General features: G+C 69.7%; 17 protein-coding genes and 1 pseudogene. 7 read left to right on the top strand and 11 right to left on the bottom strand.

Features of this window, described 5'->3' with window-relative positions; translation table 11 throughout:
* Window positions 1–17 precede the first annotated feature (17 nt).
* The 3 genes from ACQEUX_RS03095 to ACQEUX_RS03105 all read right to left on the bottom strand — a co-directional run bounded on the left by ACQEUX_RS03095 (window position 18) and on the right by ACQEUX_RS03105 (window position 5,104).
* Entirely contained in the window at window positions 18–1,580 is a 1,563-nt protein-coding gene (locus ACQEUX_RS03095; RefSeq protein WP_433040748.1) for an AMP-binding protein, read from the bottom strand.
* Window positions 1,581–1,629: 49 nt separating this feature from the next.
* Window positions 1,630–4,776, bottom strand: a complete 3,147-nt coding sequence (locus ACQEUX_RS03100) for a non-ribosomal peptide synthetase (RefSeq protein WP_433040751.1) — start codon at window positions 4,774–4,776, stop codon at window positions 1,630–1,632.
* 79 nt (window positions 4,777–4,855) lie between these two features.
* Complete coding sequence (locus tag ACQEUX_RS03105; RefSeq protein ID WP_433040754.1) at window positions 4,856–5,104, bottom strand: acyl carrier protein; 249 nt, start codon at window positions 5,102–5,104, stop codon at window positions 4,856–4,858.
* Window positions 5,105–5,620: 516 nt separating this feature from the next.
* Here ACQEUX_RS03105 and ACQEUX_RS03110 point away from each other — a divergent pair.
* Entirely contained in the window at window positions 5,621–6,424 is an 804-nt protein-coding gene (locus tag ACQEUX_RS03110) for a phytanoyl-CoA dioxygenase family protein (RefSeq protein ID WP_433040757.1), read from the top strand.
* A gap of 49 nt (window positions 6,425–6,473) precedes the next feature.
* Window positions 6,474–7,811: a condensation domain-containing protein gene (locus tag ACQEUX_RS03115; protein ID WP_433040760.1), complete on the top strand. Its 1,338-nt coding sequence runs from the start codon at window positions 6,474–6,476 to the stop codon at window positions 7,809–7,811.
* A gap of 101 nt (window positions 7,812–7,912) precedes the next feature.
* On the opposite strand, the gene ACQEUX_RS03120 is transcribed toward ACQEUX_RS03115, so the two are convergent.
* Complete coding sequence (locus ACQEUX_RS03120) at window positions 7,913–9,094, bottom strand: CaiB/BaiF CoA transferase family protein (protein WP_433040763.1); 1,182 nt, start codon at window positions 9,092–9,094, stop codon at window positions 7,913–7,915.
* A 393-nt stretch (window positions 9,095–9,487) separates the two neighbouring features.
* Between ACQEUX_RS03120 and ACQEUX_RS03125 the strand changes: the two genes are divergently transcribed.
* Complete coding sequence (locus ACQEUX_RS03125) at window positions 9,488–10,693, top strand: MFS transporter (RefSeq protein WP_433040766.1); 1,206 nt, start codon at window positions 9,488–9,490, stop codon at window positions 10,691–10,693.
* 53 nt (window positions 10,694–10,746) lie between these two features.
* Here ACQEUX_RS03125 and hemC read toward each other — a convergent pair whose 3' ends face one another.
* The 4 genes and pseudogenes from hemC to ACQEUX_RS03145 all read right to left on the bottom strand — a co-directional run.
* Window positions 10,747–11,667, bottom strand: a complete 921-nt coding sequence (gene hemC, locus ACQEUX_RS03130; protein WP_433040769.1) for a hydroxymethylbilane synthase — start codon at window positions 11,665–11,667, stop codon at window positions 10,747–10,749.
* Between the two features lie 17 nt (window positions 11,668–11,684).
* Window positions 11,685–12,275, bottom strand: a complete 591-nt coding sequence (locus ACQEUX_RS03135; protein ID WP_433040773.1) for an O-methyltransferase — start codon at window positions 12,273–12,275, stop codon at window positions 11,685–11,687.
* Window positions 12,272–13,258 carry a hypothetical protein gene (locus tag ACQEUX_RS03140; protein ID WP_433040776.1) on the bottom strand — a complete coding sequence of 329 codons (987 nt, stop codon included), beginning with the start codon at window positions 13,256–13,258 and terminating at the stop codon, window positions 12,272–12,274. The genes ACQEUX_RS03135 and ACQEUX_RS03140 overlap by 4 nt, the downstream gene beginning before the upstream one ends.
* 142 nt (window positions 13,259–13,400) lie before the next feature.
* Window positions 13,401–13,730: pseudogene (locus ACQEUX_RS03145) on the bottom strand (porphobilinogen synthase); the annotation flags it as partial.
* 170 nt (window positions 13,731–13,900) lie between these two features.
* Here ACQEUX_RS03145 and ACQEUX_RS03150 point away from each other — a divergent pair.
* The gene (locus ACQEUX_RS03150) at window positions 13,901–16,333 is read left to right on the top strand and encodes a caspase family protein (RefSeq protein WP_433040779.1); all 2,433 of its coding nucleotides are present in this window, start codon (window positions 13,901–13,903) and stop codon (window positions 16,331–16,333) included.
* A gap of 261 nt (window positions 16,334–16,594) precedes the next feature.
* Here ACQEUX_RS03150 and ACQEUX_RS03155 read toward each other — a convergent pair whose 3' ends face one another.
* Window positions 16,595–17,188, bottom strand: coding sequence for a lytic polysaccharide monooxygenase auxiliary activity family 9 protein (locus ACQEUX_RS03155; RefSeq protein WP_433049566.1), 594 nt, complete (start codon window positions 17,186–17,188; stop codon window positions 16,595–16,597).
* Window positions 17,189–17,536: 348 nt separating this feature from the next.
* Complete coding sequence (locus tag ACQEUX_RS03160) at window positions 17,537–18,118, bottom strand: hypothetical protein (RefSeq protein ID WP_433040782.1); 582 nt, start codon at window positions 18,116–18,118, stop codon at window positions 17,537–17,539.
* A gap of 591 nt (window positions 18,119–18,709) precedes the next feature.
* Between ACQEUX_RS03160 and ACQEUX_RS03165 the strand changes: the two genes are divergently transcribed.
* Window positions 18,710–20,101: a glycoside hydrolase family 6 protein gene (locus tag ACQEUX_RS03165; RefSeq protein WP_433040785.1), complete on the top strand. Its 1,392-nt coding sequence runs from the start codon at window positions 18,710–18,712 to the stop codon at window positions 20,099–20,101.
* On the opposite strand, the gene ACQEUX_RS03170 is transcribed toward ACQEUX_RS03165, so the two are convergent.
* Window positions 20,005–20,472, bottom strand: a complete 468-nt coding sequence (locus ACQEUX_RS03170; RefSeq protein WP_433040788.1) for a hypothetical protein — start codon at window positions 20,470–20,472, stop codon at window positions 20,005–20,007. The two genes, ACQEUX_RS03165 and ACQEUX_RS03170, sit on opposite strands and share 97 nt — an antisense overlap.
* A gap of 357 nt (window positions 20,473–20,829) precedes the next feature.
* Here ACQEUX_RS03170 and ACQEUX_RS03175 point away from each other — a divergent pair, with 357 nt between their 5' ends.
* Together ACQEUX_RS03175 and ACQEUX_RS03180 are read left to right on the top strand one after the other, a co-directional pair.
* Window positions 20,830–21,540, top strand: coding sequence for a ThuA domain-containing protein (locus tag ACQEUX_RS03175; protein ID WP_433040791.1), 711 nt, complete (start codon window positions 20,830–20,832; stop codon window positions 21,538–21,540).
* Window positions 21,510–22,628: a Gfo/Idh/MocA family protein gene (locus ACQEUX_RS03180; RefSeq protein WP_433040794.1), complete on the top strand. Its 1,119-nt coding sequence runs from the start codon at window positions 21,510–21,512 to the stop codon at window positions 22,626–22,628. The genes ACQEUX_RS03175 and ACQEUX_RS03180 overlap by 31 nt, the downstream gene beginning before the upstream one ends.
* The last annotated feature ends 191 nt before the right edge of the window (window positions 22,629–22,819 follow it).

Genomic DNA, 22,819 nt, shown 5'->3' on the forward strand with positions numbered 1-22,819 from the left:
AGGCCGGAGATACCGGGTCACAGGTCGGCGGACGCGAACTCGGCCGCCAGCCGGTTGCGGTCGACCTTGCCCACCGGTGTCACGGGGATCGATTCACGATGGCGGATCCGCTGCGGACGCATGTAGCCGGGCAGCGTCGCGAGCAGGGCGGTGAACTCAGTGTCCGGCACCTGCTCGCCGGTGTAGGCGGCGTGCAGCTCGATCTGGCCGTCGACGGCGGTGAGCGCGACGACGACGGCGGTGACGACGTCGGGATGTCGGCGGAGCACCGATTCGATCTCGCCGAGTTCGATGCGATGGCCTCGGATCTTGACCTGGTTGTCGATGCGTCCGAGGTGGACCAGCATGCCGTTCTCGACTCTGCAGCGGTCGCCGGTTCGGTAGAAGTCGGTTGCGGCGAGGGGGCGCGACCCGTCGTGGAGGTGTCCTCGGCGATCAGTGACAGACACGAATCGCCGCGTGTTCTGGCCGGGGTCGAGGTATCCCGGGAAGCGTTGAACGCCGCGTACGCACAGTTCGCCGTCGTCGGCCGACGGATGCAGCTGCTCGTCGAGCAGGATCCAGTCCATGCCGGGAAAGACCTCGCCGATCGGGATCGAACGGTTCGAGGTCTCCGGCCAGTCCGCGGTGTCGACGGGTAGTCGGTAGTCGGCCATGAAGACGGTGAGTTCCGTCGGCCCGTAGCAATTGTGCAGCACCGCGTTCGGCGCCGCCGCCGACCAGGCCGCGGCCTGCTCGACCGTCAGGGTCTCACCGCCGAACACCGACCGCCGCAGCGTCGGCATGCTGCCCGGGGTGAGCCCCCGCAGTTGCCTCGCGAACGAGACGACCGACGGTACCGACATCCAGTGGGTCAGCCGCTTGGCGTTGACATAGCGCACCGGCGTGAAGACCTCCGCCTCGGACGGAACGCACAAGGTGGCACCAGACGCCCAGCTGCCGAAGATCTCCATGATCGAGGCATCAAAGCACATCTCGAACATCTGGCTCACCCGACAGCCCGGCCCGAGGCCGTACCGGTCGACGATGTCGGAGAGGTAAGCGTCGATGCTCTCGTTGGTGATGGGGACACCCTTCGGCTTTCCCGTGGTGCCACTGGTAAAGATGGTGTAGGCGATGTCGTCGCCGCCGCCCGTCACGACCGGGGGCCGCTCGGCAGGGCAGCGAGCCGGGGCGCAGGCGTCGTATCCGCTCACGTCCAGCACCTGGAGATCCGGACTGTTGCGGTAGTCGTCCGCCGCGTCTCCGGAGGTCTCGTCGATGACGGTGAGGTCGATGCCCGCCTCGGCCGCGATGTCGAGATTGCGGCCCGCCGGTGCGAGCGGGTTCTGTGGCACGACGATGGCGCCGAGCCGGAGGGCGGCAAGATAGGAGACATAGCTGGCTGGTCTTCGCGTGGTGAGCAGACCGACCCGCGTCGGTGTGCCGCCCACCGCGCCACGCATGCGTTCGGCCATGTGGGCGGCGGCCCGATCGAGCTGCGCGTAGGTCAGCGCGACGTCGCCGACCTCGAGTGCCAGGTGGTCGGGGAACGAGGCGACGGTGGCCGCGAACCGACCGTAGAGCGTGCGGGCTGTCAAAGCACCTCCCGTGCGGGCAAGCCAGTGGTGACAGAAGGGTGACGACCGGTCACCGGTCGGCCGGTGAGTTGTGCGCTTCGGCGCGGATGGATTCGGCCAGTGCGGCGACGGTCGGGTTGCGGAAGAAGTCCGCGATGTCGACCGACCATCCGAAACGCTGCTCGATCTCCGCGACGGCGGCGAAGACCTTGAGCGAGTGGGCGCCGAGTTCCACCAGGGACGCTTCGGGAGAGACGGTGCTGATCTCCAGGATGTCGGCCCACAGGTCGGCCAGCGCGCGTTCGGTGTCGTCCAGATAGCGGGGGGCGGCGGTCGTCGGCGTGGCGGCCACCGCGGCCGCGATCTGGATGTCGGCCTGGGCGGCGAGGGCGGTCCGGTCGGTCTTGCCGGTCGCCGACGTCGGAACCCGGGCGAGGTCGAAGATCCAGGCGGGGGACATGTACGCGGGAAGCGCGGCCGCTATGTGGGTACGCACCGCAGCGTGGTCCACCTGCCGGTCTTCCTCCGGGCGGACGAACAGCACGAGTTCGAGGTCGCTGCCGGCACGCCGTGCGATCGCCACCGCCTCGCGCACTCCGGCGACCCGGTTCGCCACGGTCTCGATCTCACCGAGCTCGACGCGGTGGCCGCGAATCTTGACCTGGTTGTCGCGGCGCCCGAGGTAGACGAGAAGCCCGTCCTCGTCCCGCGCCACGAGGTCTCCGGTCCGGTACATTCGGGCGCCAGGGTCAGCGCCGAAGCGGTCGGGCAGGAAGGCAGCGGCGGTCCGCTCCGGTGCGTTGAGATAGCCGTCGGCCAGGCACTCGCCGCCCAGAAAGAGTTCACCGGGCACGCCGGGCGGAGCGAGGTGGCCGGCCTGGTCGACCACATATGGCACGACGCCGGGCATCGGTCGGCCGATCGGGACGTGGGCGGGCCACCGCCGTGTATCGCCGGCCAGCTCGTGTGCCGTGACGGCGTTCGTCTCGGTCGGCCCGTAGAGGTTGACCAGTGTGCAGTCCGCCAGCTCGGCGAAGAACCGCCGGATGTTGTCGTCCACCACGAGCTGCTCCCCCGACACGCACACCTGGCGAAGATCAGGAAGAGCGGTGCCCGCGCGCAGGGCGGACACGACGAAGGGGCGCAGCGCCGCTGCCGGCAGGAACAGATGGGTGACCCGGGTCTTCGCCACGCGTCGTACCAGTGCCGGAAAGTCACGTCGGTCGACCGGCTGGCGCGCGACCACGGTTCCCCCGGCCATCAGCGGTGGCAGCATCTCCTGGTAGAAGACGTCGAACGTCAGGGGGGCGTACTGGAAGAAGCGGGTGCGCGCGTCGTGTCGCAGATGCACGATCTGCCAGGCTGCCAGATTCATCAGCGGACGCTGACCCATCAGCACGCCCTTCGGCACTCCGGTCGAACCCGAAGTGAACATCGCATACACGGGGAGCGGCGGGGGACTGCTCGTCGTGGCCGACCCTTCGCCGCCGACCAGTGAACCGGGCGCGACCGTGCGGAGCCCGGGAAGCTCGATCGTCTCGCCGACGGCCAGGCGGCACTCGGCGAGACGGGCCATCGTCGCGAGCCTCTCGACCGGCAACACCGGGTCGAGTGGGACGAACGTGGCGCCACACCGGAGCACGCCCATGATGACGCTGATCGTGTCGCCGAGCTGTTCGGTCGCGACGGCGACGGTGTCGCCGGGGTTGACCCCGAGGCAGACGAGTCCGCCGGCGATGCGTTCCGCCGCCGCCATCAGCTCGCGGTAGGTCAGCTGGCGGTCGTCCTCCTCGACCGCCACCGCATCGGGCGTCCGCCTCGCCGCGGCCTCCACCGAGTCGTAGACGGTGCGGTACCGGAGCGGGTAGGCCGGCTGTGGCGCGACAGGATGGTCGACGAAGAGATCGGCCACCGAGCGGGCCTGGTCCTCCAGGGCGCCGCACAGCGCGGTGCGCAGTGAACCCAGAATTCCGTCGCCCACTGTCGCCGAAATGATCGCCACGTCGTACTCGAGTTCGATGAGCCACGTCCCGCCGGTGCGCGTCGCGCCGAGCCAGAGGTCGAACTTCGCCCCACCGTTCGCGGGTTCCGAGACCCCCGTGACCGTTGCGTCGAACTGGCCGTCGTGGGTGTCCTGCATCGCGAGTACGCACGAGAAGAGCGGATTGCGACTGTCGATCCGGTCGGGCTGGACCACGGCGACGAGCTGGTTGAAGGAGACATCGGCCGAGGCCCGGCAGAAGTCGACGGCGGACCGCACCGACTCGGTCAGATAGCGGTCGACGCGGCTCTCCCACGCGACGTCGACGGTGATCGGCAGGGTGTTGACGAAGAACCCGCACAGGTCGAACGCGCCTACCGTGCGGCGCGCGCCGATCGGACTGCCGACCAGCACCGTGGATACACCGCCGTGTCGGGCGACCACCGCGCCGAATATCCCGGTGAACAGGACGAACGGGGTGATGGCCAGGGCCCGGCAGGTGTCGTCGAGCATGGTGGCCGTGCGGTCGTCGAGCAGCCAGGTGCTCCGGCCCCCTCTCCACCCTGGGGGCGAGGGCGCGTGCGGACGGTGCGCGAGATCCAATGGTGGCACGAGCCTCAGCCGCTCGGCCCACGGCTTGACGCGCTCGGCCACCCGCTCCGGCGCGCCGGCCCGGACCTGAGCCGACAGCTCCCGACCGAACGCCTCCTCTCGTGCCGCTCGCCGTGCGCCGATGTCCACGCCGCTGAGGGCCGCGTCGAGGTCTCGGGCCAACGGCCCGAGAGACATCCCGTCGAAGACGACGTGATGCAGGCACATCACTATTCTCGCGGCCGTGACGCCGTCGGTGGTGCGTACGTGTCCGAAGCGGTACGCCGGCCCGACGGCGAGGTCGATCGGCCGCTCTGCCAGTCGTTGCACGAGCGCTGCCGTCGCGCTCTCGAACTCGGCCGCGGAAACCTCGACCCGTTCGACGTCCAGCGAGGCCGGTGTCGGCGGCTCCGCCAGCCACACCGCCATCTCCGGTGTGAGCCGAAAGACCTGTCGGAGCGCCGGCTGCGCCGTGACCAGCGCCGACAGGGCCCGCTTCGCCTCTTCGTACGACGTCGTGGGAACGACGTCGAGTTGGACCATCTGGTTGTAGACCTCGGGGCGCGGTAGCCACCTGTCCGTGATCAGGAGGCCCTTCTGCGATTCGCTGACCGGTAGCAGAGAACCGTGGATCCCATCGGGCATGACGTCACTCCATGGAGGTGGCGCGTGTTCCGGCTCGGCCGGTGCGGGTGCGTCGGCGGTGATTGTCCGTGGTTGTGCGTCAGGGCAGGTCCTCGTCTGTCGCTGCCTCGGCGAGGTCGCGCAGCCAGAACTTGACGTCTCCGACGGTGCGGAGCGTCACGAGTTGGCTGGCGTCGATTTCGGTGTCGCTGGCGGCGGCTGATTCGACAGCCAGGCGTAGCAGGGCCAGTGAGTCGATGCCGGCCTGCGGTAGCGGGGTGCTGTCATCGAATGAACCGGTTGCGTATCGGGCGATCCTGGCGTCGAAGTCGTGCAGCGTGGATGACATCGCTGGCGCCCTTCAGTCATGTGACGGGAGGAACGCCACGACTGCGATCTGTACCCGAGTCATCAGCCGGATGGCGGACGGCGGTTGTCGACCACCGGGAGCGACGTCGGTCGCGCACGCCACGTGCGAGGCTGGATGAGGGTGCCTACCGCGTGTCCGTCTCCACCAGAGATCCCCCGTCAAGGTTCATAGCCGATCTTGATTTTTACGCGGAGGGCCAGAACAGTCAAGGACCCGGCCTGATCTCGTCGGGCCTGGGGCACGGATCGACGGCGGTGCCCACGGCTCACCGCGGCCGCTGGCCTCGCCGGGGCGTCGCGCAGACGCGATCCATAGTAGAGTTCCGCCTTGATCCGCTGAGCCCCGAGCGCGGCGCGCGCCCCCGTGGGCCCTCCACCCGTAGCCGGAGAACGACCGCTACGACGCGTTCGTGGGCCCGGCCCCGACTCACCGCGGCGACCGCATCGGCCTCTACCACGCGCATGCCCGCGCCCACCTCTGAGCAGAGGAGTTCCCGTGCAGACCACGCATGAGCCGGCAAACCTCAAGGCTGCTTATGGCGAGAGCGGCTGGTACGCCGTGCCCGATCGGCTGCCGGCGGAGGCCGTGGAGAAGCTGCGGCAGGCCGTGGACCGGATCGGCGGGCAGGAGCGCCCCGAGATCGTCTATGAGGCCGAACAGTCGGTGGTCCGTGCCCTGCACGGCTGCCATCGGTTCGACGAGGTCTGCGCGCGGGTCGTGCGGCTGCCGCTCTTCGTCGACCTGGCCGAGACGCTGCTCGGTGGGCCGGTCTACGTCTATCAGTTCAAGGTCAACATGAAGCAGCCCTTTGAGGGCGCGGCCTGGCCGTGGCACCAGGACTTTATCTTCTGGCATCGGGAGGATGGCATGGCGGCTCCGGACGCGGTCAACGTCGCGGTGTTCCTCGACGACGTCTCCGCCGACAATGGACCGCTGAGGGTGATCCCCGGCAGCCATGAGCTGGGGATCATCGACGGGGCGGCCGCGGCCGCCGAACCGAGCCACGACTGGCGCAGACACGTCGCCGCGTCACTGGAATACACGGTCCCCGACGATGTGGCCGAATCCCTGGCAGCCGCCTCCGGGACGGAGTCGCTGACCGGCCCGGCCGGCACGGTTGTCGCCTTCCATCCGAACATCGTCCACTGCTCGTCGAACAACACCTCCGCCCGGCGCAGGGCCGTTCTGTTGATCACCTACAACCTGGTGTCCAACGCGCCGGCCGCACCGACTCGACCTGAGTTCCTGGTCAGCCGGGACAGCACGCCGGTCACCAGGGTCGACAGTAACGCCCTGTAGGGCGTCCGATCGGTTCGCAGGACCCCGCCGGGAGAGGAAAGGCCGAACGATGAGCGTGCCACTGTCCTTCGGGCAGCTGTCCGTCTTTCGGGCGATGCAGGTGATGCCGCTCGATCGTTGGTCGGAGACCTACCTGACCAACGTCATACCACTGCCTTCCGGCTGTACGGCAGGTGATGTCACCGCGGCGCTGGAAGGTCTGGCCCAGCGGCACGAGTCGCTTCGGACCAGCTTCTTCGACACACCCCACGGGCCGCGTCAGACCGTTTCCACCGTCGGGCGTGTCGAGCTGCGCAGCGTTGACCTCCCGGGTTGCGCCGTCGACGAGGTTTGGACGTTGAGCCGGGACTGGTGCCGGCCACGGTTCGACTGGGAGGCGGGGTCCTGCTGGCGGGCCGTCATCGTCACCGACCACGGCACACCCGCGTTCCTGACGTACGTGGGCGATCACATCGTCTCCGACGGGTGGGGGTTGCACCGCCTCGCCGCGGAGGTGCGGGCGATGTTGGGAGCCGGCAGCGAGGCCGACCACGAGTCGCTCGCCGAGGCACCGGTCCGACCACGGGACCTGGCCGTGGATCAACGGTCCGATCTCTGGCAGCCGAGACGGATGACCACCGGGAGATACTGGGAGGGGTTGCTGCGTGACCTCCCCTCGGATGTGTTTCCCTGGCCCGTGCCCGCACCCGATGACGCCGGGCGGATCGGGGCCGTGTTGCGCTCCGGTCGCGGCAGGTGGGCCCTCGGTCGAGCCGCCCATCGAATCGGGGCGTCACCCCACAGCGTTCTGCTCGCCCTCTACGCCGTCGCAGCCCGGCAGGTGCTCGGCGTCGACGACCTGGCATTGACCCTGCAGTCGGGCAACCGGAGGGAACTGCCGTGGCGGAACGTGGTGAGTTCGATGAACCAGTACGCCCCGCTGCCCCTGGTCGGGGCGCCCGTCACCGGTGAGTTCGCCGTCATGGCGAGATGGATGCACCAGGCCAGCCGCACCGCGTACTCGCACGGCATGTACGACGTCGACGTCGCTCGTGACCTGGTCGAGCGCGAACGAGGTGTCGAGCTGACCTTCGACTGCTTCTTCAACTACCTGGCCCGGGACATCCGCCCACAGGACGACGGCGCCGGCCAGCCGGGCGACCTGGCAGCGGCTGTCGTGGAACGGGTTCACCCGAACCGGCAGGTGGGGCCCCGCCTCGACATGATGGTCCGGGGCGGCGCGGCCCTGGAGGTCACCGTCCGGGTCGATCCCACCCTCCTGCCCGGGGAGCAACTCGACCGCCTGATGCTCTGGATCGACGACGAACTTTGGGCGCTGGCGACGTCCGAGCAGTCCAGTCTGGACGCGGTCGCCCAGCGCTGTGTCGAGGTTCAGGCGCAGCGGTGACGCGCCCTTGGACGTGGCCCGGCACCGCCGGTTGAGCGGGTTCGGAAGACCGTGGCGGTCGACTGGCTCATGGTGCCGGCCCGACGGGCTGTGCGCCGACGTCAGGCCCGTGGATTCGCCCGTCGTGGCCGTGCGGCGGATCCGTCCAGGATGCCGCACACCTCGTCCGGTGTGTACCCGCCGCGGAACGGTTCCGGCGGGCCGGAGGGACCCTTGGACAGCCGGGCGATGTAACCCTGCATCGGCACGCCGCCGACGTCGATCAGGTTCCCCCGAGCGACGACGTGCTCGTCGACGACGAGCTCGGTCGGCGCCAGGATCGGCGCCGCGGCGGCATCGGCCGCTTCCATCGCCCGCAGTACCTCGGCGAGCGGCCGGGCGCCCGTCCAGGCGGCGATCGCGGCGTCGACCTCCTCGCGGTTCGCCACCCGGCCGGAGTTCGTCCGGAAGCGCGGGTCGTCGCCGAGCCCGATGAGGTCCATGATCCGCAGCGCGACGCCGTTGCTCGACCCCGATATGGCGACCCACCTGCCGTCGCCGGTGCGCCAGATGCCACGCGGGACCGAGAACGAGGCCCTCGATCCGAACCGTTCGTGGTTCTTGCCGAGCAGCGCCGCGGCCGGGATGGCCGGCCCCATGATGGCCAGCATCGACTGGAGCAGGTCGGCGTCGACGACCTGCCCGCCGCCGCCGCGCAGCGCCAGCAGGGTGGTGGCGAACGCGACGAGCGCGGTCACCTCGTCGGTCACCGCGACCGGTGGGAGCAGCGGCGGGGCGTCCGGCTCGCCATTGAGGTAGGCGAAACCGGACATCGCCTCGGCGAGAGTGGCGAAACCGGGGCGGCCTGCGTAGGGGCCGGTCTGGCCGAACGCACTGATCCTGGTCAGCACCAGTTCCGGCCGCACGGAGAAAAGGACGTCCGGTCCGAGCCCGAGCCGCTCGAGCACACCTGGACGCAGGTTCTCGACGACCACGTCGGCTCGTTCCACCAGTTTGAGGAACTGCTCGCGGCCTTCCGCGGACTTCAGGTCGATGGTGGTGCCGAGTTTGCCCCGGTTGTGGAGTTTGAAGAACAGGGCCAGGTCATCGCGCGGATCGAGTTCTGCCGACTTGCGGAGGTTGTCGAGGCCGTGCGGGTTCTCGATTTTGACGACCGTGGCGCCGAAGTCGGCGAAGTACCGCGCGCAGGCCGGGCCGGCGATGATCGTGGCCAGGTCGAGTACCACGACGTCCGCGAGTGGCCCGCCGCTCCTCTTGTCAGGCGGCGACTGTGACAAGTCCATCGTGGTCCGTTCCTGATGTGGGATCAGCCCTGGGCCGGCAGCGGCCTTGCGGCTTCCGGCCGGCCATTCGAGCCGCCGGACGATCATTACCCGCTGAATGTAACGGGCACCCGGCGCCCGGTGTGACCCTAGACGGCTCGGGCGTAACGCGGTACGTCGATGCCCCTGGCCCGGACGTCGGGGCTGATCTGCGGCAACCACCGCCCGCAGACGGGGCAGCCGACGAGCGCCGCGCCCCCTATTCTGATGAGGACGGTCGGACGCGACCGGTGCCGTCGCGGAGTCGAACTGACGGATCGGTTCGAGGTAGCGGGGGAGCGCAGCATCCACCCAGAGGATGCCCGCCGCCACCCCGTGCCGCCGCCAGAGCTGCGAGACCGGGAGTCGCCGCGAATGCACACCTACCGGGAGTTGTTCCGCGTGCCCGAGTTCGGGCCGCTCTTCTCGTCGGTCTCCCTGGTGACCGCCGCGCGCACCGTCATGGGGCTGGCGCTCGGCACCCTGGTGTACGAGGCCACCGGGTCACCGCTGCTCGCCGCGCTCAGCCTCTTCGGGTCGTACTTCGCCCACGTTTTCGGCGCGGTGACCCTGCTCAGTGTGGCGGACCGGGTGCCACCCCGGGCCGCCATGGTCGCGATCGGCCTGCTCTTCGGGCTGAGCACCCTCGCGTTGGCCGTTCCGGGCATGCCGGTCTGGGGCGTCTTCTGCATAATCGGTTTCCAGGGCCTGCTCGGCTCGGTGGCCGGCGGCGTCCGCTGGGGGCTGCTCGGGGAGATCCTGCCGGGCAGCGGTTATGTTCTCGGCCGGTCGGTCTTCAACATGTCGCTCGGGGTCACCCAGATCGCCGGGTTCGCCCTCGGCGGGCTGCTGGTCGCCCTGACGTCGCCCCGCCAGGTGTTGGTCATCGCCGCCGCGCTCTCGCTGGCCGGCGCCCTCACGTCCGGGCTGGGCCTCTCCAGGCGTCCGCCCCGGTCCGCCGGCCGCCCGTCGGTGCGACAGACCTGGCGGGTGAACGCGCAGCTCTGGTCGATGCCGGCTCGCCGGTACACGTACCTGGCGATGTGGGTGCCGAACGGTCTCGTCGTCGGATGCGAGGCGATCTTCATTCCGTACGCGCCCGGTGCGGCCAGCGTGCTCTTCGTGGCGGGAGCGGCGGGCATGCTCGCCGGCGACGTACTGCTGGGCAGGTTCCTTCCGGTCCGGTGGCGGGCCTGGGCGGTCACGCCCTTGCAGGTGCTGCTCGGGGTGCCGTACCTGCTCTTCGCCCTGTCGCTGCCGCTGCCCGTCGCGGCGGTCGCGGTCGCTGCCGCGTCGTTCGGCTTCGGCGGCGGGCTGCTGCTGCAGGAGCGCCTGATCGAGTTGACCCCGGCGGAGCTGATGGGACAGGCGCTCGGCCTGCACTCGGCCGGCATGCTGACCTTTCAGGCGGTCGCGGCGTCGATCGCCGGCGTCGTCGCGGGGTGGCTGTCTCCCGGCATGGCGATGGCGGTGATGGGTGCGCTGTCGTTGCTGGTGACGCTCTACCTCACGCCCCGGCTCCGCCGTAGGGGCGGCCAGGTTCCCGACGCGGAGTTGGTCGAGGCGGGATCCCAGCCGTAACGGTCAGCCGCCGGCTCTCCGTCGGCTGCTCCTCCCCAGCCATGTCGCGTCACTCATCCGAGGATGTCGCGGGCTCCCTGGCGCAGCAGGGCCGCGGCGACGGAGGTGCCGAGGGTGACCGGGTCGGTGGCCCATTCGTGGACGTCGAGGACGGTTTTGGCGTCCAGGCTGATCACACGGGCGCGCAGGCTGATCCGGCCATCGGGCTCGGTGCGGGCGTAGCCGGCGATGGGGGAGTGGCAGTTGCCCTGCAGGATGTGCAACAACGTGCGTTCGGCCACAGTCTCCCGCCAGGCGGTCGGGTCGCCGATGCTCATGGCGAGGTCACGGGTGGCGGTGTCGTCGTCGCGGCACTGCAGGACCAGGGTGCCAGAGCCGACGGCGGGCACGAAGGCGTCGACGCCGATCGCCTGGGTGATGCGGTCGGTGGCGCCGATGCGTTGCAGGCCGCAGACGGCGAGCAGCAGTGCGTCGTACTCGTCGCCCGCGTCGAGTTTGGCTAGGCGGGAGTTGGCGTTGCCGCGGATCGCCACCGGGCGCAGGTGGGGCCAGTGCAGGGCGAGCTGGGCGATACGGCGCACCGCGGACGTGCCGATGCGGGTGTCGGCCGGCAGTTCGTCGAGGGTGAGGCCGTCGGGATGCACGAGGCAGTCGCGCACGTCGTCGCGGGTGAGGTAGGCGGCCATGACCGTGCCCGCCGGCGCGGGCCGGTCTCCGGGTACGTCCTTGACGCAGTGCACGACCAGGTCGACCCGTCGGTCGAGCAGCGCCTGATCGACCTCCTTGGTGAAGGTGCCCTTACCGCCGAGGGCGGCGAGGGAGCCCTGCCACCGGTCGCCGCTGGTCGACATCGCCACCACCTCCACCGCGATGTCGGGTCGGGCGGCGGCGAGCATGCGTCGGACCCGCTCGACCTGGGCGAGGGCCATCGGGGACGAGCGGGTTCCGATGCGCACGGTGCGCGAGGCTGTCATGTTGCTGAGGGTAGTCGTCAGGTTCGGGCGGCGACGACGAGCCCCGACGCCCAACTCATCACGACCGGTCGAAGCCGCCGCTGGTGCGGGAGGTGGTCGAGGAACGCGTCCACGCGTGCCTGGTGGTCCTCAGGCCAGGTCGGCTGGAGCAGCAGGTCGTCGCCGAGGTAGAGCGCACCCGGATTGAGCAGGTCGATCAGCTGGTCGAGGTGGGTGAACTTGCCCGGACGGCAGTCCACGTAGGCGAGGTCGAAGCCGGGACCGTCGTAGGTGGTGAGCCAGTCGGCCGCGTCTCGCTCCACCAGTTTCAGGCGCGGATCGGCGCCCAGCCGGGCGAGGGCGACGGCCTGCACGGTCGGGTCCAGCTCGACGGAGGTGAGGGTCGCGTCATCGGTCATGCCGTCGAGCAGCCACGCCGTCCCGGCACCGACACCGGTGCCCAGCTCAAGGATGCGACCGCCGGGTTTGCTCGCGGCAAGGACGGCCAGCAGCGCGCCGGTGCGGTTCTCGCAGGACATCTTGAATCGGAGCCGGGCGGCCTCGCCGAGGATCGCGTCGAGCGCCACCGGTCGACGCCACGGGTAGTCGATCAGAACGGCGGGGCTCATGACGCTGCTCCCTGCAGGATCCGGGCGACCTGTTCCGCCGCGTAGGTGAGGACTAGATCGGCACCGGCTCGGACGAGCCCGGCGTGGTACTCCACCAGCCCGTCCCCGCCGAGCGCGGTCAGGGCGGCGTACTCACCGGAGGTCGAGTAGGCGATCACTGGGACCTGGACATGCGCGCGAACCCGCACGAGCAGGTCCACGCAGGTCATGACCGGCTGCATGGTGAGAGAGTCGGCACCTTCGGCGAGCCACCGGTCGGTCTGGCTGATGATGTCGCGCTCGGCGCGGCCGGGTTCGAGTTGGAAGCCGCGGCGGTGCCCGCGGGCGGGGTTGGTGCCCATCAGCCGCTTGAACGGCCCGTACAGGCTGGTGTGGACGGCCAGGTTCGGGCACACGCCGACCTCCGGCCATCCGTCGTCGGTGAGGGCGTCGCGGACCACCCGCACCGAGCCGTCGATCATCGCGGTGGGCGACACCACCTCGGCGCCCTCCCGGGCGTGGGCTACGGCCATGCTGGCCATCAGCGCGTAGGTCGCCTCGAGATCGAGCGCTCCGGCGGCGTTGAGCAGGACGCACTCGCCGTGGTCGGTCCAGGAGCAGCCGCACACCTCGGTCGTGACCACCATCTGCGGTTCGGCCGCCTTGACGGCGGCGATCGCGGCCAGCATCCGATTGCCCGGCCGCAGAGCCGCCGAGGCCTTGGCATCCCGGTGGTCCCCGTAGGCGAAGATCTTCACCGAGCGGATGCCGAGTGCCGCCCACCGCCTGACCGTCTCACCGACGGCGGAGAGCGGGACCGCACCGGGCAGCCCGGCCGCGTCGAGGTTCTCCGGGAGCACCAGCAGCGGCGCGGTCAGGTCCCGCACGTCCAGGCGGGTCCGTTCCATCAGGGCGCGAACCGACGGCCGCGCCCGTGATGGGTTTATCCCGTCGACCGATGTGAGTGGCCGACTGTCTGAGGTGGTCTCGGTTGGAGCTGTCATCGTCCTGCTTCCCCGCGGCTGGCCATCGATCGTCGTGCCAATGATCGTAGGCTATGTGGATCAACTGCGGTGGGGCAGCCGACGCTGGGACGGGCGGCTCGCCGGAAGGCGTCCGCGGTGCGGGGTGACCGGCGCGCCCGCCCTACTCGGCGCCCGCGCCGCGAATCCCGGTGAGCGTCTCCAGCACCGCGCGGTCCCGCTCGATCCAGCCGTTGGCCGCTGCGGCTTCGACAATCGCGTACTCGCCGGAGGTCTGGTATGCGGCCACGGGCACGTTCGCGATCTCCATGACCGCCCGGACGATGTCCAGATACGCCATGGCTGGCTTCACCATGACCATGTCGGCGCCCTCGTCCAGGTTCAGCCTGGCCTCCAGCAGCGCTTCCCGTGCATTGGCCGGATTCTGCTGGTAGGTCTTACGGTCGCCGATGAGCTGTGAGTCGACCGCCGCACGGAACGGTCCATAGTAGGAAAGTTCGGCGGATCTAGACACCTTGAGGCGGAGGTGGTTCTGATTCATCGTCTCGAACCTGTCGGAATTCAGCAGCAGCGATACAACGTTCGCCGGCGGAGAACTACGCTCTGTCGGGCACCGCTTCGCGTCGCCTTCACGCGCCCCCACCGTCTCCAGGCGAGGTCCGCATGACCGCCTCCGGCATTTCCGACTTCTCGCTTGTCGTGTCCGCCGAGGACGGTGCAGGCCCGGACGGCGTCGACGAGTTGGCCGGCATGCTGCGGCTCGCACTGATCGACGCGGGCGCGACTCGGATCGACGAGGCGCCGACCGGTACCGCGCCCGACGGCACCCGTGGGATCGAGCTGCTCGGCGTAATCGCGTTCATCGTCGCCGCTGTGCAGACCGCAGAGGCCCTGACCAAGGTGGTGGAGGCGATCCGCAGCTGCCTCGCCCGCGTCGCCGGCCGCCGACACCGGGTGCGGCTGACCGTAGCCGGGGTCGACGTGGAGGTCGCCGCCGACAGCGACGTCGCGCCGATCGTGGCCGCGCTGCTGGCCCAACCCGGCCGGCCCGTGACCGGGCTGCGGCGGGCGCTCGTGGTCGCGAACGCCCGGTACGACGACCCGGCGCTCGCCGCCCTGCGCGCCCCGACCCACGACGCGGACGCGCTCGCCCGGGTGCTCGGCGACCCGGCGATCGGCGGCTTCGACGTCGAGCTGCTGATGGACGCCGACGAGCGCACAGTCCGGCGGCGCGTCGCGGGATTCTTCGCCGACCGCGACCGCGACGACCTGCTGCTGCTGCATTTCTCCTGCCACGGCGTCAAGGACCCGCACGGCCGGCTCTACCTGGCCGCGCGCGATACCGACATGACGTCGCTGGGCGCCACCGGGGTTGCCGCCGCGTTCGTCAACGATCAGCTGGGGCAGACCCAGTCCAAGCGCGTGATCCTGGTGCTGGACTGCTGCTACAGCGGTGCCTTCAGCCGAGGTGTGGCGGCCCGCGCCGACCGGAGCGTCCACATCGGCGACGAGTTCAACACCGGTACCGGCCGGATCGTGCTCACTGCGTCCAGTGCGACCGAGTACGCGTTCGAGGGCGGCGACCTGACCCGCGCCGAGGCCGGAACGTCGGTTTTCACCACGGCGCTGGTCAACGGGCTGGCCACCGGCGAGGCGGACCTTGGCGGCGACGGCGAGATCTCGGTCGACGAACTCTATGACTACACCTACCGGCAGGTCCGTGAGCGGACGCCGGGTCAGACGCCGATGAAGTGGACGTTCGGTGTCGAGGGCAGCCTGACCGTCGCCCGCAGCGTCCGGCCTGCAGCTCTGCCCGCGGCGGTGCTGGCCGACCTGGCCAGCGAGCGGGTAGCCCTGCGTCTGGAGGCCGTCACCGCGCTGCGTCGGCTTCGCCGCGGACCGAACGCGAACCTCGCCGAGCGTGCCGCGACCGAGCTGCGCCGTCTGCGCGATGAGGACGACAGCGCGCGCGTGCGAGCGGCTGCGACGGGCGCACTGGACGGCACGGCCAAGCCCGCCCCGCCGATCGTCCCGGCCCCCGCCCCCACGGCATCCATCCCCACACCACGACCGGCACCCACGAAGGAGCCCGCGCCGAAGCCAGCGGCAGCCGCGCCGCGCGTACCCGATGAGGCGTCGGCGACGGCGGCCCCGGCGGCTGGGCGGTGGCCCACGACGATGGCGCATCCGACGTTGTTCGCCATTCTCGTGGCCGTCGGGCTGATAGCGATCATTCAAGCCGTCGAGATGGTGATCGTCGGCCACGACGTCCGCAACTTCTCCGGCATCAACGTGCTTGCCGTCGTCCCGGTCGTCGCGGTGATCGCCCTGGTCACGGCGGTGCAGGCGCAGGAGTGGCGCTGGGTGGCGGGGATGGCGGCGGTCCTGGCTCTCACGCTGGGCCAGGCACTTCTCACGCTGTTCAGCGACACCGTCTACGACCACGGTGTGGTGCGCAGCGGCGTCCTGTGGTTCGACGGCAACGCCAGCGCCGAAGGTCCCACCGGATTCCTGCTCCGGCTGGCGGTCAGCGTGCCGCCGTTGCTCTGGTTCGCGCTGTTCGGCCCGGCGCGGCCGCCCCGGCGGCGGGCGTGGCGCGGGCTGCGCCATCCCGGTCTGCTGTCGACCGTCGTCGTCGCCCTCGCCGTGTCGTTGACCGGAGCAGCAATACTCGATCCCGTATCCGACGGCAGCGCAAGCGCATTCGGCCTCATCCGGCCGCAGCACAGCGCTTCCTACGGGCCGACCGCCGTCGTCGGCCTGGGCAACGTGGCATCGACGTACGCCCACGCCGGCCACAACTGGGCGACCGCCCTGTGGTGCGCCGGTTGGCTGGCGCTGATGGTCACCGCGGCACTCACGCTCGTGACGCTGATCCGCGGGCGGCGGACCCGCTGGGCGGTCGTCATCGGCGTCGCGGTCCTCGCCTCAATCGCCGTCGGGCTCGTCGCGGGCGGTCGCTACGGACCCTCGGCGCAGTACCTCCTCGCCCGGTACCTGGCGGTCATGACCGCCAGCGCGGGCGTTGGTGTGCTTGCGTACGCGCTGTTCGGCACCCTGCGGGAACACCCGGCGAACCTCGTCCGCGGGAAGTAGCCCCCGTCACATTCGAAGCAGCTGAGCTGCCTCGTCGCGGTAGTGGGCGGGAATGGCGAAGGGACTCCGGCCCGCGGTCAGCTCCCAGATCAGCGCCCGCCATACCGCCAGGGCCTCACCGTCGTTGTTGTTGACCGCGTGGCGGCTCCACGTCGGCGAGGGCGTTCGGCACCCACAGGTGGGGCACTACCGGAAGAACACTCCGGCCCAGGGCGCCAACGCCCTGGGCCGGAGTGGTGCCGCAGCTGTCGGTCTTGCCGATCAGGTGACGTTGATGTCGCTGCACCACATGTAGGTCTGGTCCATGTGTGACGCCTTCCAGACCACGAACAGGATGTGGTTTCCGGTGCGTCCAGAGACCGAGACGTTGAACGAGATGTTCTGCGCTGGCGCGTAGCGCCCGGTCGTCGTGATCAGGTCGAGGTTGCCCCACCCGAGCTGCTGGGTGGTCGGGTTGAACCCCTGCTTGGTGACGTAGACCCGGAAGTAGTCAGCACCGTGGCTGGCCTGGTCGTACATCTGGACCGTGAAGTTGGGGCTGACCGTGGTCGCCTTCCATGCTCCGGGCTGGTTCACTGTGTCGTTTCTGGAGAGGGCGTTGCTGCACAGTTGTCCGTCCGGGGTGCGGGCTTGGAACTGGCCGGCGAGACCGTCCCGCAGTTGGCTCATCCAGTTCCACATGGTGTCGGGGTTGGCTTGGAACGCCCGCCAGCACATGGGGTCTTGTTGCTGCATGGCTGGGTTCGTGTGTTGGTTGCCCCAGGTCTTCCAACACTGGTAGGCGCGACTCGCCGGGTTGATGACGGTGCCGTGGGCCTGGGCTGCGCCGGTCCAGGGCAGCATAGCGGCCACCATGGCGAGCAGCGGGACGAGCACTCGGAGGGACTGACGGACGGTTGACCGGGATCGTCCGCCGGATTGATCGGACGTGTGTGAACGCACTGTTCATCCTCCGTTCTTTGGTACTAGAGATCAGAATGGGAACGCTCCCAAACCAACTGTTACATCTATGGACCTAAATATCAACCCTGATCTATTTAAAGCCGGATGTGGATCGAGCTGTCCGGGATCGCCGAAGTGCACGGATCGATCACAGCTACCAGAGGGCCCGCTGAAGGAGATGTCCCGCGTCTGGTTCGCAGGTTCGGATCCGGCGGCCGGGTGGGTACGGGTACGACCGCCCCGCCCGGCCGCCGGGCACGGTCAAAGCCCGGCTGCGGCGTCGTACCGGCGGCGCTGGTCGGCCATTTCCGAGTCGGCCAGCGCCTCCTTGAGCGCCAACTCCGCGTACTTGGCCGGGAACATCTCCCGCAGCCGGTCAGTGAACATGACGTCGGCGGTCGCCTCGACCACCTGGATGCCCGGAGGCTCGGTGGACATATCCATGATCACAGGGCCGGCCAGCTTGACTGCCACGTCCCACGGGCGCTTCTGCTCGGCGACCCCGCAGAGGTGGAAGCCGTAGACCGTCCGCACGTCGGCGAGCGCGGTGACCTCGGCCGGCTCGTAGCCGTAGACGCGGACCCCGCAGATCACTGGCGGCTTCTCCTCCTTGGTGGCCACCTGCTGGGCACTGTGTCCGGCGTGGTTGTGCTGCCCCGGGTCCGCCTGTTCGAGCGTGGTACGCATCCGGGCCATGATCTGTGCTTGCAGATCCGCCGGCTCCGCCTCCGGGTCGGCCCGGTTGAGCAGTACGACCGTGCCGGCCGACACCGCCAGCAGGATCACCGCCACCCACACCAGGCGGTTTCGGTACCACCCCGCGAAACTCTCTCGGGAAATCATGATTGCTCTTCACCTCGTCGCCGGTTCTGGTGCGCTGGCAGACCGAATCGGACGCCCCCGGCGTGTCAGGGGTCGAGCGGGTCGGCCGTCGAGGCCACGCACCGGGGGATACGTACGGCGGGCGAGGATGCCTGCCCGGCAAAATGCCCGTCGTCATGGAGGTGGCCCGGCGATGCGGCATGCGAGCGTCTGCCAAAGCGGCGCGCTGCCGGCACTGCGATGCTCCCGTGCTGGCCGTTCTCAGCACGGTTGCCCCCGCGCTGCGGCGATGTGAGCCATTCCAACACGCCCGGATCCGCTCTGGCAACATCGACGAGCCTCAGCGTGGATCCGGCCCGGCCACCCTCTCGGCGCCGGTAGGGGTAGCTCCGCCGAGCGGGACCACGCACCTTGCCGGGCGGTCTGGTCAGTCGGTCGAGGAGGCCGCCGGTCACGCGTCGCGCAGACCACGCGCGGGCCTTGACACGCAAACGCGGCCGCTGCCTCAACGACGAGTCTTCACATCTTGGCAGCGGCGCGCGCCTCCGCTACCGTCCATGGGAACGCTCCCATAAACTTAGAAACATCTATGTGATCAGGAGGCAACACGTCGTGGCTACCCTCTCCTCGCTGCGCCGCAGATCGGCGGCCATCAGCGTGGCGGCCGTCGCGGGCGCCACCGCCGTCGGCGTCTGCCTCGCGGTCGGCAGCGCCTCCGCCGGCACGCTGTCCGGATCGCTCTACCGCGACCCGAGTTCGGCCGTCGTCCGGTGGGTCGCCGCCAACCCCGGCGACTCGCGTACCGCCGTCATCCGCGACAAGATCGCTAGTCAGCCGCAGGCCCGCTGGTTCGCCAACTTCAATCCGTCGACCGTGCAGTCCGAGGTCTCCGGGTTCATCGGCGCCGCCAACGCGGCGCAGCAGATCCCGGTGCTGGCGGTGTACGAGATCACCAACCGGGACTGCGGCGGGGCCAGCGGGGGTGGGGCGCCGGACCTCAACCAGTACCAGACGTGGGTGTCCAACTTCGCCAGAGGGCTGGGCAACCAGACCGTCATCATCATCCTGGAAACCGACGCGCTCGCTCTGCAGACGTGTCTGAGCGGCGCTGAGATCAGCGCGCGCAACGAGGCGATCACGACGGCCACCCGGACCATCAAGTCGGCCAACCCCAACGCCAAGGTGTACCTCGACGGCGGCCACTCCACCTGGAACAGTGCGGGCGAGCAGGCCAACCGACTCCGGGCGGCCGGCGTGCAGTACGCCGACGGCTTCTTCACCAACGTGTCGAACTTCAACTCCACCTCCAGCGAGGTGAACTTCGGCCGGGCGATCATCTCCGCTCTCGCTGGCATGGGCATCCCGGGCAAGCGCCAGGTCATCGACACCAGCCGCAACGGGGGTGCCAGCGGGGACTGGTGCGCCGACGACAACACCGACCGGCGCATCGGGCCGTACCCGACGACCAATACCGGCGACGGCAACATCGACGCGTACCTCTGGGTGAAGCCGCCGGGGGAGGCGGACGGCTGCCGCTACACGGCCGGTTCGTTCCAGCCCGACCTGGCCTACAGCCTGGCCAACGGCGCGCCCAATCCGCCCACCACCGCGCCGCCGACGACCACGCCGCCGACCACCGCGCCCCCGACCACGACCCCGCCGACGACCGCGCCGCCGACCACGGCTCCCCCCACCACCACGCCGCCGACCGGTAACGGCTGCGTCGCGTCGGTGGCGGTCAACCAGTGGTCCGGCGGCTTCACCGCGAGCGTGACGGTCACCGCCGGCTCTGCGGACATCAACGGCTGGACCGTGACCATCACGCTGCCCGGCGGCGCCGCGGTCACCAGCGCCTGGAACGCCCAGGCCAGCGGCACCAGCGGAACCGTCCGGTTCACCAACGTGAGCTACAACGGACACGTCGGCGCCCGGCAGTCGACCAACTTCGGCTTCCAGGGCACCGGCACCGGCCCGGGCGCGACGGCCACCTGCGCGGCCGGCTGACCCCACCCGATGCCGCGGCCCGGCGCGGAGGACCACTCTCCGCGCCGGGCCCGTCCCCGTCCTGCGGTACGGGCCGGACCGGCCGGCCCCGGAATGACCGGGGTGAGGGAGCCTGAGGCGAGTCCGGCGTTGACGAACGCGACGGCGCGGCGTAGGCGCTCCGGATTCATGGTGGTCTCGAAGAGGGTGTAGGTGCTGCTGTTCAGTGCCGGGTAGGACTGTGCGTTGGGTAGCGGGGTGCGGCGCGGGTCGAGGGCTCCGTAGACCACCAGGAAGCCGTCGGCGGCGATGCCCTGCGCGAGCGTCTCGACGCCGGGGCCGGCGATCGGGTCGAAGGCCAGGCGGACGCCTTCGCCGCCGGTGATGTCCATGACCCGGGCAGGGAGGTCCCTGGTGGCCCCTCTGCACTGCCTCGATCACCTGGGGGCACTGATCCTCCTGGTCGCCGCGGCCGCAACTGCCATCGGCGGCGCACAGCGTGCGTTCCCCAAGAACGCCTGATGTCGCAGTACGCCCGCTCGGCAGCCTGCTCCTCAGCGATGGTGTGTACCTCCGCGTCCGTGGTCTGGCCTAAGTGGACCGGGCACGATGGAACACGGAACCCGGCGATCGCCGGCAGTGGCGGCAACCACGAGTACGGTCTCGGTGCGACAGGCACAGGCATCGGCGGCATCTCACCGGGGCGGGAGCGGCCAGCCCGGTGACGCGGACCGTGGGAGGGAGCGAGGGTGGCGCAGCGCAGAGCATTGGTGGTTCGGGGCGGATGGGAGGGGCACCAGCCGGTCAAGGCGACGGAGTTGTTCATTCCCTTCCTCGAAGGTAGCGGCTATGCCGTACGGGTTGAGGAGTCGACGGATATCTACGCCGATGCCGCCGAGATGGCTGACACCGACCTCGTCGTGCAGTGCGTGACGATGTCGCAGATCACCTCGGAGCAGTCGGCCGGCCTCAGCGCGGCGGTCATCGCCGGTACGGGTTTCACCGGCTGGCACGGCGGTATCGTGGACTCGTTCCGTGCGTCATCGGAGTACCTGCATCTGGTGGGTGGCCAGTTCGCGACCCATCCGGGTCGGGAGCCGTGCGAGCGTCGCGGTGGTGCGGAGGACAACTTTCTGCCGCACACGGTACGCATCACCGACCTCGGCCGGGAGCATCCGATCACTGCGGGCATCGAGGACTTCGACCTGGTCACCGAGCAGTATTGGGTGCTGCACGACGACCTGATCGACGTACTGGCCGTCACCACCCACCCAACGCAGGCGTGGCATCCATGGCACCGGCCGGTCACCTCGCCGGCGATCTGGACCCGACTCTGGGGTGCCGGGCGCATTGTCGTGACGACCCCGGGACACAGCCTTGACGTGCTGGAGCAGGCAGGCGTCCGTACCGTCATCGAGAGGGGGATGGTGTGGGCGACCCGCACCGCGTCGGCGTCGTAGGTCTCGGGGTCATCTCCCGCGCGTACCTGGACACACTCGCGAACCACCCTGCGGTGAGCATCGCCGCACTGGCCGACCTCGACACCTCCCGGTCGGCTGCGGTCGCAGCCATGATTCCCGGCGCCGAGGCGATGAGCGTCGAGCGCCTGCTCGCCCGCCCAGACGTGCAGACGGTGCTCAACCTCACGATCCCTGCGGCGCACGCCGATATCTCGCTCGGCGCGATCGACGCGGGCAAGAACGTTTATGTCGAGAAGCCGCTCGCCGTGGCGTTCCCGGACGGCCGCTCGATCATCAAACGGGCCGCATCGGCTGGCGTTTGCGTTGGGTGCGCGCCGGACACCGTCCTGGGTACGGGTACGCAGACGGCGCGGGCGGCGATCGACGGCGGGCTCATCGGACGCCCGATATCCGCGTCGGCCGTCATGGTCACGCCAGGGCACGAGCGCTGGCATCCCAACCCCGACTTCTACTACGCCCCGGGCGGCGGCCCGTTGCTGGACATGGGGCCGTACTACATCTCGGCGCTCATCCACCTGCTCGGGCCGGTTCGCGCGGTGAGCGGAGCCGTCAGCCGCCTGCGCGCCGAGCGCGTCATCGGCTCGGGCCCGCGCATCGGCCAGCGAATCCCGGCGGAGGTGGACACCCACGTGACCGGCGTGCTCGAGCACGCAAACGGTGCTCTCTCCACCATCACAACGAGCTTCGACGGCGTCGCGACGACGGCCGCACCGATCGAGGTCCATGGGGAGACCGGCACGCTCGCCGTACCCGATCCAAACGACTTCGGCGGTGAGGTCCGCCTCTTCGCGCTCGGCGACACCGAATGGCGCGTTCTCGAACCCCGGGCCGGTTACGTCGAGGGTTCCCGAGGCATCGGTCTGATCGACCTTGTCAGGGCCGACGGTCAGCGTCCGCCGCGCGCTGGCGGCGACGTCGCGCTGCACGTACTCGAAACGATGACCACCCTGCTCCACTCGGCAGTCGAAGGCAGGCGGATCGAGCTGGCGACGGTGGTGGAGCGGCCCGCACCAGTTCCGCTCACTCAGGTCGAGGACTGGAAGGCGTACGACGCATACGGACACTGAACGGGGGCCAGGCACGGCCGAGAACAAGCTTTCCTGGAGAGCATTCCAGATCGCCTTCGAAGGCCGGCTCACCCGGGCCAACCATCGACCACCCCAATCACCAAGATCAGCCGTTGACGTGACACTCCCATCCATGGCAAGGCCGTTGCAGAATGAGGCGTACCGCACTGTTCGCCTGACCGACGACTCCG

The organism is Micromonospora sp. CA-259024, from assembly GCF_050936255.1.
GTDB lineage: Bacteria > Actinomycetota > Actinomycetes > Mycobacteriales > Micromonosporaceae > Micromonospora.